This window comes from Exiguobacterium sp. s91 (genome assembly GCF_018618915.1).
Classification (GTDB): domain Bacteria; phylum Bacillota; class Bacilli; order Exiguobacteriales; family Exiguobacteriaceae; genus Exiguobacterium_A; species Exiguobacterium_A abrahamii.
Window position 1 is genome coordinate 934,826 of the sequence record NZ_JACSMZ010000001.1, and the last position, 15,764, is coordinate 950,589.

At 47.2% G+C, this 15,764-nt stretch carries 17 protein-coding genes; all 17 read left to right on the forward strand.

Annotation, left to right across the window (positions count from 1 at the left end):
* Nucleotide 1 precedes the first annotated feature (1 nt).
* The 17 genes from KNQ06_RS04655 (at nt 2) to KNQ06_RS04735 (ending at nt 15,682) form a co-directional block, all read left to right on the forward strand.
* Nucleotides 2-1,045, forward strand: coding sequence for a flagellar biosynthesis protein FlhF (locus tag KNQ06_RS04655; RefSeq protein ID WP_214770692.1), 1,044 nt, complete (start codon nt 2-4; stop codon nt 1,043-1,045).
* Nucleotides 1,042-1,896: a MinD/ParA family protein gene (locus KNQ06_RS04660; RefSeq protein ID WP_050677468.1), complete on the forward strand. Its 855-nt coding sequence runs from the start codon at nt 1,042-1,044 to the stop codon at nt 1,894-1,896. The genes KNQ06_RS04655 and KNQ06_RS04660 overlap by 4 nt, the downstream gene beginning before the upstream one ends.
* 21 nt (nt 1,897-1,917) lie before the next feature.
* Nucleotides 1,918-3,921 carry a chemotaxis protein CheA gene (locus KNQ06_RS04665; RefSeq protein WP_215147431.1) on the forward strand — a complete coding sequence of 668 codons (2,004 nt, stop codon included), beginning with the start codon at nt 1,918-1,920 and terminating at the stop codon, nt 3,919-3,921.
* Between the two features lie 11 nt (nt 3,922-3,932).
* Nucleotides 3,933-4,361, forward strand: coding sequence for a chemotaxis protein CheW (locus KNQ06_RS04670; RefSeq protein ID WP_029342054.1), 429 nt, complete (start codon nt 3,933-3,935; stop codon nt 4,359-4,361).
* The gene (locus tag KNQ06_RS04675) at nt 4,354-4,962 is read left to right on the forward strand and encodes a chemotaxis protein CheC (RefSeq protein ID WP_029342053.1); all 609 of its coding nucleotides are present in this window, start codon (nt 4,354-4,356) and stop codon (nt 4,960-4,962) included. Before KNQ06_RS04670 ends, KNQ06_RS04675 begins: the two co-directional genes overlap by 8 nt.
* Nucleotides 4,955-5,437 carry a chemotaxis protein CheD gene (locus tag KNQ06_RS04680; protein WP_214770686.1) on the forward strand — a complete coding sequence of 161 codons (483 nt, stop codon included), beginning with the start codon at nt 4,955-4,957 and terminating at the stop codon, nt 5,435-5,437. Before KNQ06_RS04675 ends, KNQ06_RS04680 begins: the two co-directional genes overlap by 8 nt.
* Nucleotides 5,438-5,450: 13 nt before the next feature.
* Nucleotides 5,451-6,224 carry a FliA/WhiG family RNA polymerase sigma factor gene (locus KNQ06_RS04685; RefSeq protein WP_215147433.1) on the forward strand — a complete coding sequence of 258 codons (774 nt, stop codon included), beginning with the start codon at nt 5,451-5,453 and terminating at the stop codon, nt 6,222-6,224.
* An 11-nt stretch (nt 6,225-6,235) separates the two neighbouring features.
* The gene (locus KNQ06_RS04690) at nt 6,236-6,664 is read left to right on the forward strand and encodes a hypothetical protein (protein ID WP_214770683.1); all 429 of its coding nucleotides are present in this window, start codon (nt 6,236-6,238) and stop codon (nt 6,662-6,664) included.
* 129 nt (nt 6,665-6,793) lie between these two features.
* The gene (rpsB, locus tag KNQ06_RS04695; protein ID WP_012370721.1) at nt 6,794-7,528 is read left to right on the forward strand and encodes a 30S ribosomal protein S2; all 735 of its coding nucleotides are present in this window, start codon (nt 6,794-6,796) and stop codon (nt 7,526-7,528) included.
* 82 nt (nt 7,529-7,610) lie between these two features.
* The gene (tsf, locus tag KNQ06_RS04700; protein WP_023468693.1) at nt 7,611-8,492 is read left to right on the forward strand and encodes a translation elongation factor Ts; all 882 of its coding nucleotides are present in this window, start codon (nt 7,611-7,613) and stop codon (nt 8,490-8,492) included.
* Between the two features lie 111 nt (nt 8,493-8,603).
* On the forward strand, nt 8,604-9,323 hold the full coding sequence (pyrH, locus tag KNQ06_RS04705) for a UMP kinase (RefSeq protein ID WP_029342047.1): 720 nt from the start codon (nt 8,604-8,606) through the stop codon (nt 9,321-9,323).
* A 1-nt stretch (nt 9,324) separates the two neighbouring features.
* Entirely contained in the window at nt 9,325-9,882 is a 558-nt protein-coding gene (gene frr, locus KNQ06_RS04710; RefSeq protein ID WP_058704863.1) for a ribosome recycling factor, read from the forward strand.
* A 79-nt stretch (nt 9,883-9,961) separates the two neighbouring features.
* A complete protein-coding gene (locus tag KNQ06_RS04715; protein WP_029342046.1) occupies nt 9,962-10,702 on the forward strand; it encodes an undecaprenyl pyrophosphate synthase in 741 nt (246 codons plus the stop codon).
* A 19-nt stretch (nt 10,703-10,721) separates the two neighbouring features.
* Nucleotides 10,722-11,522, forward strand: a complete 801-nt coding sequence (locus tag KNQ06_RS04720; protein ID WP_023468689.1) for a phosphatidate cytidylyltransferase — start codon at nt 10,722-10,724, stop codon at nt 11,520-11,522.
* A gap of 14 nt (nt 11,523-11,536) precedes the next feature.
* Entirely contained in the window at nt 11,537-12,691 is a 1,155-nt protein-coding gene (locus KNQ06_RS04725) for a 1-deoxy-D-xylulose-5-phosphate reductoisomerase (RefSeq protein WP_215147435.1), read from the forward strand.
* Nucleotides 12,692-12,705: 14 nt separating this feature from the next.
* Nucleotides 12,706-13,947, forward strand: coding sequence for an RIP metalloprotease RseP (gene rseP / locus KNQ06_RS04730; RefSeq protein WP_215147437.1), 1,242 nt, complete (start codon nt 12,706-12,708; stop codon nt 13,945-13,947).
* 34 nt (nt 13,948-13,981) lie between these two features.
* Entirely contained in the window at nt 13,982-15,682 is a 1,701-nt protein-coding gene (locus KNQ06_RS04735) for a proline--tRNA ligase (protein WP_047393839.1), read from the forward strand.
* Nucleotides 15,683-15,764: the final 82 nt, after the last annotated feature.

The following is a 15,764-nucleotide window of genomic DNA, read 5'->3' on the forward strand; positions in this document are numbered from 1 at the left end:
GATGATAGTCAAAAAAGTCACGGCGGATTCCGTTAGCGAAGCCATGGAACGCATCAAACGCGAACTCGGTAACGATGCCATCATATTAAATACTCGGCATATCAAAGTGGGCGGATTCTTTGGCTTATTTGCGAAGAAAAAAGTGGAACTGGTTGCATCGGTGGATGAACATGTGTCGAACGAACCGATCGTCTCGAAGCAAGCAACGAGTCGGAAGGACATTGTGGAAACCATCCAACCGATCCCCGTGCGTCCGACGATCGTTACGGTCGGCGAACGACCATTGCCAAAAGAATTGCGACATTATGCGCCGCTGTTGGCAGAACCAGCGTTACAACAAGTGTCTGAACGATTGCATGAGCGATTACTAACTGCGTACTATCAAACGCAGCAAACGGAATTAACCGATCTTTTAACTGAAGAAGTAAAAACGGCATTACGTGTAACAACATCGACTGCACGTTATGTCATGTTAACGGGACCAACTGGTGTCGGTAAGACGACGACCATCGCTAAACTCGCTGCACATCATACGCTCATTAAAAATCAACGAGTTGGTCTCATCACAACCGATACATACCGGATCTCAGCGATTGAGCAACTGAAGACATATGCCGACATATTAGGCATTCCGATTCATGTTGCATACGACCTGGAAGATTTCGAACGAGCGAAGCAGGCGCTAGCTTCATGCGATATCGTACTTGTCGATACAGCGGGACGAAATTTCCTTGATGAAGCATATGTAGAGCAATTACGAAGTCGTCATGACTTTGAAGATACGGATGTGTTTTTAGTTCTTAGTTTGACATCGAAATACCGAGATTTATTACAGATCCACGATCGTTTCAGCAAGATTCCCTTATCAGGGATCGTTTTTTCGAAAGCAGATGAAACAAGTGAACTGTGGTCGATGTTTGGGCTTATGACAGAGACGAAGTTACCAATCTATTGCGTGACAACGGGGCAAGAAGTGCCAGAAGACATCACGTTCGCTACGGCGGATGAGTTATCCCGAATGATCGTCGAGAGAGGGATGAGATGATGCGAGAAGATCAAGCACGTGTCTTACGATCAAAAGTGACTGTCAAGGAAACGAAGACGATTGCCATCGTGAGTGGAAAAGGTGGCGTTGGAAAAACGAATGTCGCGGTGAATCTTGGCGTGGCATTATCGTTACAAGAAAAACGAGTACTCTTGATTGATCTTGATATCGGGATGGCGAACATTGGTATTCTATTCGGTAAATCATCGAAGTCATCCTTGATGGAATGCGTCAAACGACGAGAATCACTCCAGCACGCAATCGTTGAACAGTCGCCATCCCTTCATTTCATTCATGGCGGGAGTGGATTTGCAGAACTGACGAATCTGACGAAGGAGGATGTCGTGTTCCTACTGCGGGAGTTCCAATTTTTCTATGAGTATGATTTTGTGTTGCTCGATTTAGGAGCCGGCGCCAACCATCAGACGTTTGATTTTATCAGTAGTGCAGACGAAGCCTGGTTGATCGTCACGCCAGAGCCGACTTCAATCATGGACGGTTATGCGTTCGTCAAACTGGCACACCATCATGCGACGGATCTTCCGATTTCCGTAGTCGTCAATCGGGCGACGAATGGTGGAGAAGCACTTGAAACGTTTGATCGACTGGCGCTCGTCAGCCAACAATTTTTACAAAAACCACTGCGCTTTACCGGTTTTTTGCCGGAAGATCCGACAGTCGTCAAAGCAGTCAAGGCACAGATGCCATTTTACTTGATGGATCGAACGAGTGACGTCAGTTGGCGACTCGATCATATCACGACGTCTCTAACAGGTGTACAAGTCAAAGAACGGAAGTTTTTAGATCGATTGTTACATCGTCTGAAAAAACGAAAAGATCATGTCCGTTAAGATTAAAGGAGGGTATCAGTCATGGACTTAAATGAATATGTGGGGTTGTTCCTCGATGAGTCGATGGAGCATTTACAAGCTATTAACACAAGCTTATTGGTTTTTGAAGAACGATTAGACGATGAAGCGGTCATCGATCAAATTTTCCGTTCTGCCCATACGCTAAAAGGGATGGCAGGAACGATGGGATATGATGCGATCGCTGATTTGACGCATGAGATGGAGAGCGCCCTTGATTTAGTCAGATCAAAGAAACAACCCGCTACAGCTGAATTGATCGATGTCCTATTCGTTGCTGCTGAGCAACTGGAAACGATGGTAGAAGACATCAGTCGCGGTGGAAAAGGGAAACTTGACGTTACGGAAACAGTGAGACGATTACAGCAGTTCATTCGTCCCGAACAAGAAGAGATCATTTCGGTTACGCCATCAACTGCACCATCAACATTCGAATGTGATGTCTATTCGGAAGCGGTCGTCAAACAATCGATTGCGTCCGGTTATCAAGCCTATATCGTCCAAGTCGAACTTTCAGCAGACGTCATCTTAAAAGCGGCACGTGTTTACATGGTCTTTGATCGTTTACAACAGCTCGGAGATGTCATTTTGTCGAATCCGACATCTGATGAACTGGAGCAAGAACATTTTGAGACGTCATTCTCTGTTTTATTCGTGACGCAACAAGAGCAATCGGTCATTCAAGAGGCGGTTGCATCGGTTTCTGAAGTCGCAACAGTAAAGATGGACGTGTTTGAATCAACACCAGAAGCAGAGGTGGCGACATCCACCCTTCCACAGGAAGTGCCGGTTGCGACATCAGTACCTGCACCAACAGCTTCACCGGAATCACCAGAACAGACAGATCTATCTGTGCCTGTCGCTTCGAAAACGATTCGTGTCAATCTCGAGCGGATTGATCGTTTGATGAATCTGTTCGAAGAGTTCATCATCGACCGCGGACGATTGGAGCGTATTGCAGCAGAAGTCAGCTCACCGGAATTGACAGATACGGTCGAACGGATCAAACGAGGTACGAACGAATTGCAATCACTCGTTTTAACTTTACGAATGATGCCGATCGAACAAGTATTCAACCGATTCCCACGAATGGTGCGTTCCGTTTCGAAGGATGTCGGAAAACATATCAAACTACACATTACGGGTGCTGAGACGGAGCTTGATCGCACAGTCATCGATGAGATTGGTGATCCACTCGTCCACTTGATCCGTAATGCGATCGATCATGGAATTGAAAACAAAGCGGAACGGATTTTAGCGAATAAGCCGGTCGAAGGAAATCTTTCGCTTCGTGCCTACCATTCAGGAAACCGAGTCTTCATCGAGATTGAAGATGATGGAGCAGGTATCAATCACGAACGTGTCACACGGATTGCGATTGAAAAAGGATTGATCACGGAAGAAGAAGCGATGCAATTAACGATCGAGGAGGCTTCGATGCTGTTATTCGCACCTGGTTTCTCGACGGCAGAAGAAGTCACGGACTTGTCTGGTCGTGGTGTTGGTCTCGACGTCGTCAAATCGAAGATCGAATCATTGGGTGGAGAAGTGTTCGTTGAGACACGCCGCGGAGAAGGAACGATTTTCCGTATCAGTTTACCATTGACGCTCTCGATCATCTCAGCCATGCTCGTTGAGCTCGGACAAGAAACGTATGCAATTCCACTGACTGCCATCATCGAGACGACATCTTTACGTAAATCGGCGATCCTGCAAGCGCACCGGGAAAAAGTATTTGATTTCCGTGGACAATTGGTTCCACTTATTTCGCTGAATGAAGTTTACGGATTGCCACAACATGAGGCAGAAGCCTATTCGGTCGTCGTCGTCCGGAGTGGCGAAAAATTAGCAGGGTTGATCGTATCCGAATTGATTGGTCAACAGGAGATCGTCATGAAGCCACTCGGTAGTTATCTAGAAGGCATCCGTGCCATTTCTGGCGCGACGATTCTTGGAGACGGACAAGTCGCATTGATCATTGACAGCAATGCACTATTACGGAAGTGAGGGGAACGAAGATGGAACAAAAATGGGTTGTTTTTCAATTAGAAGATAATGCATACGGTATTGATGTACAGTCTGTTCGTTCAATCGAACGGCTCATCCCAATCACACGGATTCCGAACGCTGCATCCTATGTCAAAGGAGTCATCAATTTGCGAGGTGTCGTCACTCCCGTGATTGACCTGCGTGCCCGCCTTGGATTCGAATTAATGGAAGAAACGGAAGAAACACGCATCATCATCGCCACTTTGGAGCATGGGGACGCTGGATTCATCGTCGACCGGGCAAACGAAGTCGTCGAATCAACGGATGTTCGGATTGAACCGCTCAGTGAACAAAAGCAGGAGGATGCCTCGTATTTGACTGCAGTCGCAAAAGGCGATCAGCAATTGTTTTCGTTGATTGAACCGAATCGCTTATTTGAGGACATCGTTCATGCTTAATCCAAACGAACGGGACATTTTACGGGAAGTCGGCAACATTGGAGCTGGTCACGCAGCGACAGCACTTTCGACCTTACTTGGACAACCGATTGAGATCGAGGTACCTTCCGCTGAACTTGAGGATTTCACGACGATCATCGAGCGAAGTGGAGGAGCGGAAACGTATACCGCTGGTGCATTGTTACGTTTTTCTGGCGATATTCAAGCAACGTTACTTTTTTTGATGCCACTTCGTGATGCAGAGAAGCTCGTGAGCCAATTGATGCAGACGGAATTCCACTTTTTTTCCGATTCTCACGAAATGGGGGTTTCTGCTTGGGAAGAAATTGGGAATATTTTAATAGGAGCATATGCTCGGGCTATCTCCGATTGGCTTGATTTATCGTTACATGTCAGTGTTCCTGCATCAGCGTTTGATATGGTTGGTGCGTTACTTGAAGTAGCCTTACTTGAATCTACGACTCCAGGCAATATGGCTGTCTATATCGACACGCACTTGTCTAGTGCAGGAAACGATTTGACCGGACATTTACTTTTGTTGCCTGAAGCGAACGCCTTTCAGACGGTCTTCGAACGATTGGGTGTGGACTTGAATGGATGAAATCGTACGGATTGGGATTGCGGAGTACGCCATCTGTAAACGCCCCGTCATTTTACGGACGGCGGGTCTTGGATCGTGTGTAGGCGTCGTCATCTATGACCAGGAACGAGGGTTATCGAGTATGGCGCATGTCATGTTGCCTGATTCAGCGATCAGTCGGAATCGGGAGCTTGAAGTCGGAAAGTTCGCGGATACGGCAATTCTAGAGGTAGCCCGCGAATTACGAGCAAGTGGAGCCATCCGATTACGTGCGAAGATTGCGGGAGGGGCTCAGATGTTTCAATTTAAGTATGAACATGAATCAATGCGGATCGGTGAGCGAAACATCGCTGCGGTCAAAGCAATGCTTCAACAAGTCAAAATTCCACTCGTTGCCGAAGATGTTGGCGGCACGAATGGACGAACGATCGAGTTCCACTCACAATCAGGGCGTCTCGTCATCCGGACGGTGAATGTCGGGACGCTGGAAATCTAGAGGAGGAATGGTCATGCGTGAGGAATTACAACAACTTTGGGATCGATGGCTGACCACACGCGATATTGCGGTGGCAGATCTGTTACTTCACAATTATGAACCACTTGTTCAATACCACGTTCAGCGTTTAAGTGCGACGTTGCCTAAAAGTGTCGATCGAGACGAGTTGAAAAGTTTAGGTATGATGGGATTGTACGATGCGCTTCAAAAATTCGATCAAAATCATAATAATAAATTCGACACGTATGCCGCCTTTCGGATTCGAGGAGCTATTTTAGATGGGCTTCGTAAAATCGATTGGTTACCACGTTCCTTACGGGAAAAAGCAAAACGGGTCGAGGCAGCCGTCGAGATCCTTGAACAATCTTTGCAACGGACGCCGACGTTAGACGAAGTCTCTTCCATCGTCGACATGACACCTGACGAGGTCAAGGGTGCTTTAGCAGAAAGCTATTTTGCGAATGTATTATCGATCGATGAAGCAGTCACGCTACAGGATGAGGGGAAGGCGATGACCGTCTCCTATTTAGATCCAGATACTGCTACACCGGAAGATATGTTATTAATGCGGGAGTTGATCGCTAAACTGGCAGAGGAAGTCGAAGGGTTATCCGAAAAAGAACAACTTGTCGTCTCGTTATTCTATTATGAAGAATTGACGCTTACGGAAATTGGTGAAGTCCTCGGGCTCTCGACTTCCCGTATTTCACAAATCCATTCAAAAGCGCTTCGTAAGTTGAAGAATGCGCTCGGAAGTACCTACTTAGCAGATCGTGTCGCCATGTGAAAGGAAGAATTATGACTGTCGTTTATATTTTATTAGCTGCTTTAGTTTGTTATGCGCTGCTGGTGTTATTTCGCCAGCAGGCAGCGCTCAAAGACCGAATTACACGGTTGGAACGTGAAAAGAATGAGACGGAACAAGTTTTATTACATTTCATGGAGAACGTCAACGCCATGACGGAGACATCCGTAAATGTAGCGAACGAACAGGTTGATCAAGTACCGGATGCGTCTCCACATATGGTGGAGGCGGCTACTTACGAGAAATCGGAAACCGTCGAAATTGAACAATCCATTTCACAAGAACCACCGTTAACGGATGTCAAGCAGGCGCTACGAGAAGGAGCGGATCTTGAGACGCTTGCACGGTCTTTGAATCGGGGGACGGGCGAGGTTGCTTTGATTGCTAAACTTTCTCATCAAACGAAGGTTGCCCCTCGGTAATCTTTATGCTATATTAGTCTACGGTGTTAATTACGCACGCATGTATCGCCAGCTGCGGTGCCTTTAATAGGTTAGCTGGATAGACGATCATCGCGGAGGACATCCAAAACCCAAAAGGAGGAATTCATCATGGCAGTAATCTCGATGAAACAATTGTTAGAAGCTGGTGTACACTTCGGTCACCAAACACGCCGTTGGAACCCAAAAATGGCAAAATACATCTTCACAGAACGGAACGGAATCTACATCATCGACCTTCAAAAAACGGTCAAAAAAGTAGACGAAGCATACAACTTCATCCGTGAAGTAGCGTCAGAAGGCGGAAACGTTCTTTTCGTTGGTACGAAAAAACAAGCTCAAGACACTGTGAAAGAAGAAGCGATCCGTGCAGGTCAATACTTCATCAACGAACGTTGGTTGGGTGGAACTCTCACGAACTTCTCTACAATCAAAAAACGTATCAACCGTTTGAAACAACTCGAAAAAATGGAAGAGAACGGTACATTCGAAGTTCTTCCTAAAAAAGAAGTCATCATTCTTAAAAAAGAAATGACTCGTCTTGAGAAATTCCTCGGCGGTATCAAAGATATGCCAGGCGTTCCGGATGCACTCTTCATCGTTGACCCACGCAAAGAGCGTATCGCGATTGCAGAAGCACACAAACTCAACATCCCAATCGTTGCGATTGTTGATACTAACTGTGATCCAGACGAAATCGACTACGTCATCCCAGCGAACGACGATGCGATCCGTGCAGTCAAATTGCTCACTGGTAAAATGGCTGACGCAATCCTCGAAGTTAAACAAGGCGAAGATAACGTAGCACCTGAAACTACTGAAGAAGTAGTAGCAGACGCTGAGTAATTCGTGATGCCAGGTGATAAAGGGAATCGACCTTTTATCACCTTTTTTTTGAAACTAAGGATGTTATAAGGAGGAATATCGAATGGCTATTACAGCAGCAATGGTTAAAGAACTTCGTGAAAAAACAGGTGCAGGTATGCTCGACTGCAAAAAAGCACTCGTTGAAACTGACGGTGACATGAACGCAGCAGTAGATTTCTTGCGTGAAAAAGGGATCGCTAAAGCAGCAGCAAAAGGCGATCGTATTGCAGCTGAAGGGTTGACTGCAGTTGCAGTTGACGGCAACAAAGCGGCACTCGTCGAAATCAACTCAGAAACAGACTTCGTTGCGAAAAACGAACGTTTCCAAACACTCGTTCAAAACATCGCAGACGCTGTTCTCCGTAACGGTTCTGAGACAGCAGAAGCTGCTCTTGCTTCTGAATACGAAGCAGGTAAAACAATCGACACATACATCTCAGAAGAAGCTTCAACAATCGGAGAGAAAATCTCACTCCGTCGCGTAGCGCTCTTCACAAAAGCAGATGATGCAGTCTTCGGTTCTTACCTCCACATGGGTGGACGCATCGGTTCAGTCGTCGTCATCGAAGGTACGACAGACGAAACAGTTGCAAAAGACGTTGCAATGCACATCGCAGCAGCACGTCCACTTTACGTTGACCGTACTTCTGTCACAGAAGAAGAAAAAGCGCGTGAAGAAAAAGTCCTCACTGAGCAAGCGTTGAACGAAGGAAAACCAGCTAACATCGTTGAAAAAATGATCGTTGGTCGTATGAACAAGTTCTTCGAGGAAATCTGCCTCGTCGATCAAACGTTCGTCAAAGATCCAGACTTCAAAGTTGGTAAATATGTAGAATCTAAAGGCGGTAAAGTCGTGTCATTCGTACGCTTCGAAGTTGGAGAAGGTATGGAAAAACGCGAAGAGAACTTCGCTGAAGAAGTTATGAACCAACTTAAAAAATAAGAATCGGGATCATCCTGATGACAAGAGAAGGAACACGTATGCTTCAATCCACTTTCGTGTGGAAGTGGTTCGTGTTCCTTTTTTACGGAATTTAGCAAGGGGGACATAGTCATGCAACCGAAATATAACCGGATTGTGTTAAAATTGAGCGGAGAAGCGCTCGCAGGAGATCAAGGGTTTGGGATCAATCCTGTCATCGTCAAATCTATCTCGGAACAGATTCGCGAATTAGTTGAATTGAACGTTGAAGTAGCGGTCGTCGTCGGAGCTGGAAACATTTGGCGTGGCAAAACAGGTGCAGAACTTGGGATGGACCGGGCCAACGCCGATTATATGGGGATGCTAGCGACAGTCATGAACTCGCTTGCGCTTCAAGACAGCTTAGAAGATGTAGGTGTTGAAACACGTGTTCAAACATCAATCGAGATGCGCCAAGTAGCAGAACCGTACATTCGCCGTCGTGCGATGCGTCACCTTGAAAAAGGACGCGTCGTCATCTTTGCAGCAGGTACAGGGAATCCGTACTTCTCGACAGATACGACAGCTGCTCTTCGTGCAGCTGAAATTGAAGCAGAGGTCATCTTGATGGCGAAAAACAACGTTGATGGTGTCTACTCAGCTGACCCGAATGTTGATCCAGAAGCGAAGAAGTTCGAAACGCTCTCTTACTTGGATGTCTTAAAGGATGGACTTCAAGTCATGGATTCTACAGCAACATCACTTTGTATGGACAATGACATCCCGCTCATCGTCTTCTCGTTGATGGAAGAAGGTAACATCAAACGTGTCGTCATCGGTGACGAAATCGGGACAATCGTAAGGGGGAAATAATATGTCAAAAGAAATTTTAAAACAAGCCGAAGAACGGATGGAAAAAGCACATCTTTCACTTAAGAAAGAACTTGCGACACTCCGAGCTGGTCGTGCGAACGTTGCGATTTTAGATCCCGTTCAAGTCGAATACTACGGTGCACCGACACCGCTCAATCAAGTAGCGAACGTCAACACACCAGAAGCACGTCTGATCTTGATCACTCCATGGGATAAATCAATGGTCAGCGAGATTGAAAAAGCGATTCAACGTGCTGATCTTGGTCTTGCGCCATCATCTGATGGTACGGTCATCCGTCTTGCGATTCCACCACTAACGGAAGAGCGCCGGAAGGAACTCGTCAAACTCGTCAAGAAGTATACGGAAGAAGGTAAGGTTGCCCTCCGTAACATTCGTCGTGATACGAACGAGCAGTTAAAGAAACAAGAAAAAGATGGTGCATTGACAGAAGATGATTTGCGTGGATACACAGAAGATGTTCAAACGTTGACAGACAAGTTCGTTAAACAACTTGATCAGACAGCAACGGAAAAAGAACAAGAAATCATGGAAGTATGACGCGACGGATCGTCATGGGGGGGACTCTTTGTCACACGAAGAGTCCCTTTCTTCATAATTGAGAGAGGAGGAAGTACGGATGTTTCAATGGTTGAATCAGACGAAAGAAACCGAAACCTATGACCGGGTGCCTGAGCACGTCGCTATCATCATGGATGGAAACGGTAGATGGGCACAAAAACGCGGACTTCCGCGTATCATGGGACATCGCGAAGGCATGAAATCGATTCGTGAAGTCGTTCGGGTTGCAAATGAACTCGGCGTTAAGAGTCTGACATTATACGCCTTCTCGACGGAGAATTGGACGCGTCCGGAAGAAGAAGTGAGTTTTCTCATGAAGCTACCGGCACAATTTTTAGAGTCGGATTTAAAAGAGTTAGACGCGCAAAATGTCAAAGTCGAGGTAGCAGGAGAAGTGTCACGCCTCCCTCATTTCACACGTGAGGCAGTGGAACAAGCGAAACTGGATACGCAACACAATACAGGACTTCGTCTGATTTTCGCTCTGAATTATGGAGGACGCGATGAGCTCGTGCAAGTCATGCAAAAACTGGGCGCACAGGTTCAGGCAGGAACATTGTCACCGGACGCGATTACACCGGAGACGATCGAGCGCGAGCTAATGACAGGATCCGTAACCGATGTCGATTTCGTGATTCGAACAAGTGGCGAACAACGGTTATCGAACTTCTTACTTTGGCAAGCGGCGTACGCAGAGTTTTATTTTACAGATGTCTTGTGGCCAGAGTTTCGTCGGGATGCTTTCTTGGCAGCAATTGAAGATTACAATCAACGGACACGCCGATTTGGCGGCGTCTGATTAAATGAGGAACTAGCTTATGAAAACTCGGATTATCACAGGGATATGGGCAGGCGCCATCTTTTTGGCGCTTTTGTACATCGGTGGACTTCCCTTTTTAGCGTTTATGGCAGTACTAACGATTCTCGGTTATACCGAGCTTGTCCGGATGCGACAATGGAGCGGCTCGCGCATTCCACGGATTTTATTCGGGATCGGCACATTATTACCATTCGTCGGTATCTATGAAGAGGCAGTCGATCGGACACTCCCAATCGGACTTTCACCAATCGCTTGGGCAATGATCATTTTATTGATCGGTCTCTTTTGGAATGTGTTTTCGAAAAATGTCTTTACGTTCGATGATGTCGCCTTTTTACTGCTGACTGCGGTTTATGTCGGTGTCGGTTTTGCATCGTTCGCCTACATCCGCTTACTCGAACATGGATTAACGTGGTCGCTCTTGATCATTCTCTTGATCTGGTTTACGGATTCAGGGGCGTACTTCGTCGGGAAACGATTTGGCAAGAATAAACTGTGGCCGTCAATCAGCCCGAACAAGACGATTGAAGGGGCAGTCGGTGGCGTGCTACTTGCCATCTTACTCGGTGTCGTGTTTGAAAGTATCGAACCGACAGTCGGTTTTGGGAAAGTCATTGTCCTTGCCATCATCGTTGCCGTCGTTGGGCAACTTGGTGACTTGGTCCAGTCCGCTTACAAACGCCATTATGGTGTGAAGGATTCTGGAACGTTACTACCGGGCCATGGTGGTATTCTAGATCGGTTCGACAGCATGATGATCGTCTTTACGGTCCTCGTCGTACTCGATATCTTTGCTTGAGGAGGCGCTTCATTATGAAGAAAATCAGTATCATCGGTGGAACGGGATCGATTGGTACGCAGACGCTTGATGTCATTGCGGCTAATCCAGATCTTTTTGAATTGACGAGTTTTGCATTTGGTCGCAACACGACGGTTGCTGTACCGTGGTTGAATCGTTTGCAACCGATGCTTGTCGGAGTCCAAGATGAGGCAACACGTCAAGAACTCGAGCAACAGTTAAACTATCAGCCGACGATCGTCATCGGTGAAGAAGGATTGCTTGATGTCGTAACGCATCCTGAAGTCGATACGGTCATTACAGCGGTCGTAGGAGCTGTTGGTTTACGTCCAACGCTTGCCGCGATTGAGGCGGGTAAAACGATTGGTCTTGCGAACAAAGAAACACTCGTTACGGCAGGGCACCTTGTCATGAAGCTTGCACGTGAAAAAAACGTGACGATTTTACCCGTTGATAGTGAACATGCGGCGATTTTCCAATGCTTGAACGGGGAGCGGCGAGAAGATGTGCGTCAAATCATCTTGACAGCATCAGGCGGAAGCTTCCGTGATCAATCACGTGAAGAACTGGCAGACGTGACGGTCGAACAAGCACTCGCGCATCCGAACTGGTCGATGGGAGCAAAAATCACGATTGATTCGGCGACGATGATGAACAAAGGGTTCGAAGTCATTGAAGCGCACTGGTTATTTGATGTCGACTATGCGGATATCGATGTCGTCATTCACCGTGAATCCATCATTCACTCGATGGTCGAATTTAACGATGGAGCTATCATGGCTCAGCTTGGTATGCCCGACATGCGAGAACCGATTCAGTACGCTCTTACATATCCGTCCCGCCTTGAAATCCAAGGGGGAGAACGGTTAAACTTAAAGGAAATCGGACGCTTACACTTTGCTGATGCATCATTTGAGCGTTATCCGTTGTTACGACTTGCTTTTGAAGCGGGTCAAGCCGGCGGATCGATGCCATCAGTACTCAATGCTGCGAACGAACAAGCGGTGGACCGTTTCTTAAAAGGGGACATTCGCTTTTTAGAAATCGAAGCGAGCGTTGAGGCGGCGCTTCAAGCTCATGAGCTTATCGAGGAGCCTTCTTTGGATCAAATCCTTGAAGCTGATCGATGGGCGCGTGAGTTCGTATCGTCTCTTACATTCGCTAACTAAGGATGGGATAAGTAATGACGACCTTTATTTCAATCGTGCTGATGTTCGGTGTACTCGTCGCCGTCCATGAATGGGGTCATCTCGTAATGGCGAAGCGGGCAGGTATTCTCTGTCGGGAATTCGCGATTGGATTTGGACCGAAGATCTTTTCAGTGTTTAAGAATGAGACGTTGTACACGGTGCGCCTGTTGCCGATTGGCGGTTACGTCAAGATGGCGGGTGAAGAACCTGAACTCGTAGAGATCAAATCAGGTCAAACCGTCGGATTACAGTTAAAGGACGGCGTCATCGAGACGATTTATTTCGATGCGGATCAGCCACAAGTCGATCAAGTCGTTACTGTCGAGCGGATTGACTTGTTGCGTCAACTCGAACTCGTTGGGTTACAAGACGAGACATCGGTTCGCTATCCTGTCTCACCGACAGCATTTCTTGTCGAAGGTCAGACACGGACACAAATTGCGCCATATGACCGCACATTTGGTTCGAAATCCGTATGGAAACGCGTCCTTGCGATTGCTGCAGGACCGTTCATGAACTTTGTCCTTGCGTTCGTCATTTTATTCGGTCTTGCCTTATATAATGGTTCTCCGACAGGGGAAAGCGTCATCGGAACAGTACAAAAAGGTTCACCTGCCGATCAAGCAGGACTTGTTGAAGGTGACCGGATTATCTCGGTCAACGGACAGGATACAGCAAAATGGACAGATTTACGTGCTGGATTCCAAGATCGTGCTGGGAAAGCGACAGAAGTAAAATATGAGCGTGATGGAAAAGAGACGACAACTGAGATCACGCCAAAAGTGCAACAGCAAGGGGAACAGAAGGTTGGCATCATCGGTGTCACGAATGAGACAGAAAAATCATTCGGAACAGCACTACAAACGGGCGTTTCAGAAACATGGCGGATGTCGACGCTTATCGTCGGAGCTGTTGGAGATCTCGTAACGGGTGTCGTTGGCGTCGATCAATTATCAGGACCAGTCGGGATCGTCAAAATGACCGATCAGGTCGCAGATAGTGGGTTCTCGATGCTATTCACATGGACAGCATTGTTGTCCGTCAACTTAGCAGTCTTCAACTTATTGCCACTTCCAGCACTTGACGGAGGACGATTGTTGTTCCTCTTCCTTGAAGCCTTACGCGGTAAACCAGTTGATCCTCAAAAAGAAGGATTGGTTCACTTCGTCGGTTTTGCGCTTTTGATGCTACTCATGCTCGTCGTCACTTGGAACGACATTCAAAAATTCTTTTAATTAATCACTCAGTCAAAGGAGTTCGTGACTCATTATGAAACAATCAAAACTATTCATGCCAACGTTGCGTGAAGTACCATCTGATGCAGAAGCCATCAGTCACCAACTCTTGCTTCGTGCAGGATTCATGCGTCAAAATGCCGCTGGGATCTATTCGTATCTACCACTCGCAAAACGAGTACTCGCAAACATCGAGACGATCATCCGCGAGGAATTAGAAGCGGCGGGTGCGCAAGAATTACTAATGCCAGCGATTCAACCAGCTGAACTATGGGAAGAAACAGGACGCTGGGATATCTATGGACCTGAATTAATGCGCTTGACGGATCGTCATGATCGCCGGTTCGCGCTCGGAGCGACGCACGAGGAACTGATCACTTCAATCGTTCGCGATGAATTGAACTCGTACAAAAAGTTACCGGTCAATCTCTTCCAGATTCAAATGAAGTACCGTGACGAACGTCGTCCACGTTTCGGTTTATTACGTGGTCGTGAGTTCATCATGAAGGACGCTTATTCGTTCCATTCTTCACAAGAGAGCTTAGACGAAGAGTATCAAAACATGTTTGATACGTATTCGCGGATCTTCACACGTGTTGGTCTTGAGTTCCGTCCAGTCGTCGCTGACTCAGGTGCAATCGGTGGTAGTGGAACACATGAGTTCCATGCGTTAGCAGCAATCGGTGAAGATACGATCGTCTACTCGGACCAATCGGATTATGCAGCGAACTTAGAGATGGCAGAGTCCATCGATGCCTATCCGAAGCAAGACAAAGCACCAGAAGCACTTGAAGAAGTGCATACGGCAGATGCGAAGACGATCGAAGCGGTCAGCGCACATCTGAATTTACCAGCAAACGAATCAATCAAGACCGTCATCTTCAAGACGGAGCAAGGGCTTGTCATGGCACTCGTCCGGGGCGATCACGAAGTCAACGATATCAAGTTGAAAAACTATCTGGGAGCACTCGACATCACGATGGCGAGCGACGAAGAGATTGAAGCAGCGCTTCACTCAACGCCTGGAACACTCGGACCGATTGGGGCAGACATGAAGATCGTCGCCGATTACGCGATTCGTGCCTTGACGAACGCTGTCTGTGGTGCAAACAAAGCGGAAACGCATTATATCCATGTCGACCCAAGTCGTGATTTCGAAGCAGACTATACAGACTTGCGCTTCGTCGAAGAAGGTGACGCGTCACCAGACGGCAACGGAAACGTTAAATTCGCACGTGGCATCGAAGTCGGTCAAGTCTTCAAACTCGGAACACGTTACTCTGAAGGAATGGGAGCGACGTTCCTCGATGAAGGCGGTAAAGCACAACCACTCATCATGGGATGTTACGGCATCGGTGTCTCGCGGACATTGTCGGCAGTCGTCGAACAGCATTACGATGAGCGCGGGATCATTTGGCCAAAAGCGATCGCACCATATGATGTCCATTTGATTGTCGTCAATGGTAAAAATGCAGAACAGCTTGAACTCGGAGAAACACTATACCGAGAGTTGACAGCTGCAGGTTTCAGCGTCCTGCTTGACGACCGAAAAGAACGAGCAGGCGTCAAATTCGCCGATGCAGATTTGATCGGTCTACCGGTTCGCTTGAACGTCGGCAAAAAAGCGGCAGAAGGAATCGTCGAATTAAAAGCCCGTCGCGGTGGCGATGCAGAAGAAATTGGACAAGAACAAGTCGTTGAGGCTGTTCGTTCACTCTATGAAGGTTTAGAATAAAGAATGGAGACGGTCACTTTTCATAAAGTGACTGTTTTCTTGTCTCACACCCATTCGCCCCTTGGGCAATCCGCAAGAGGAG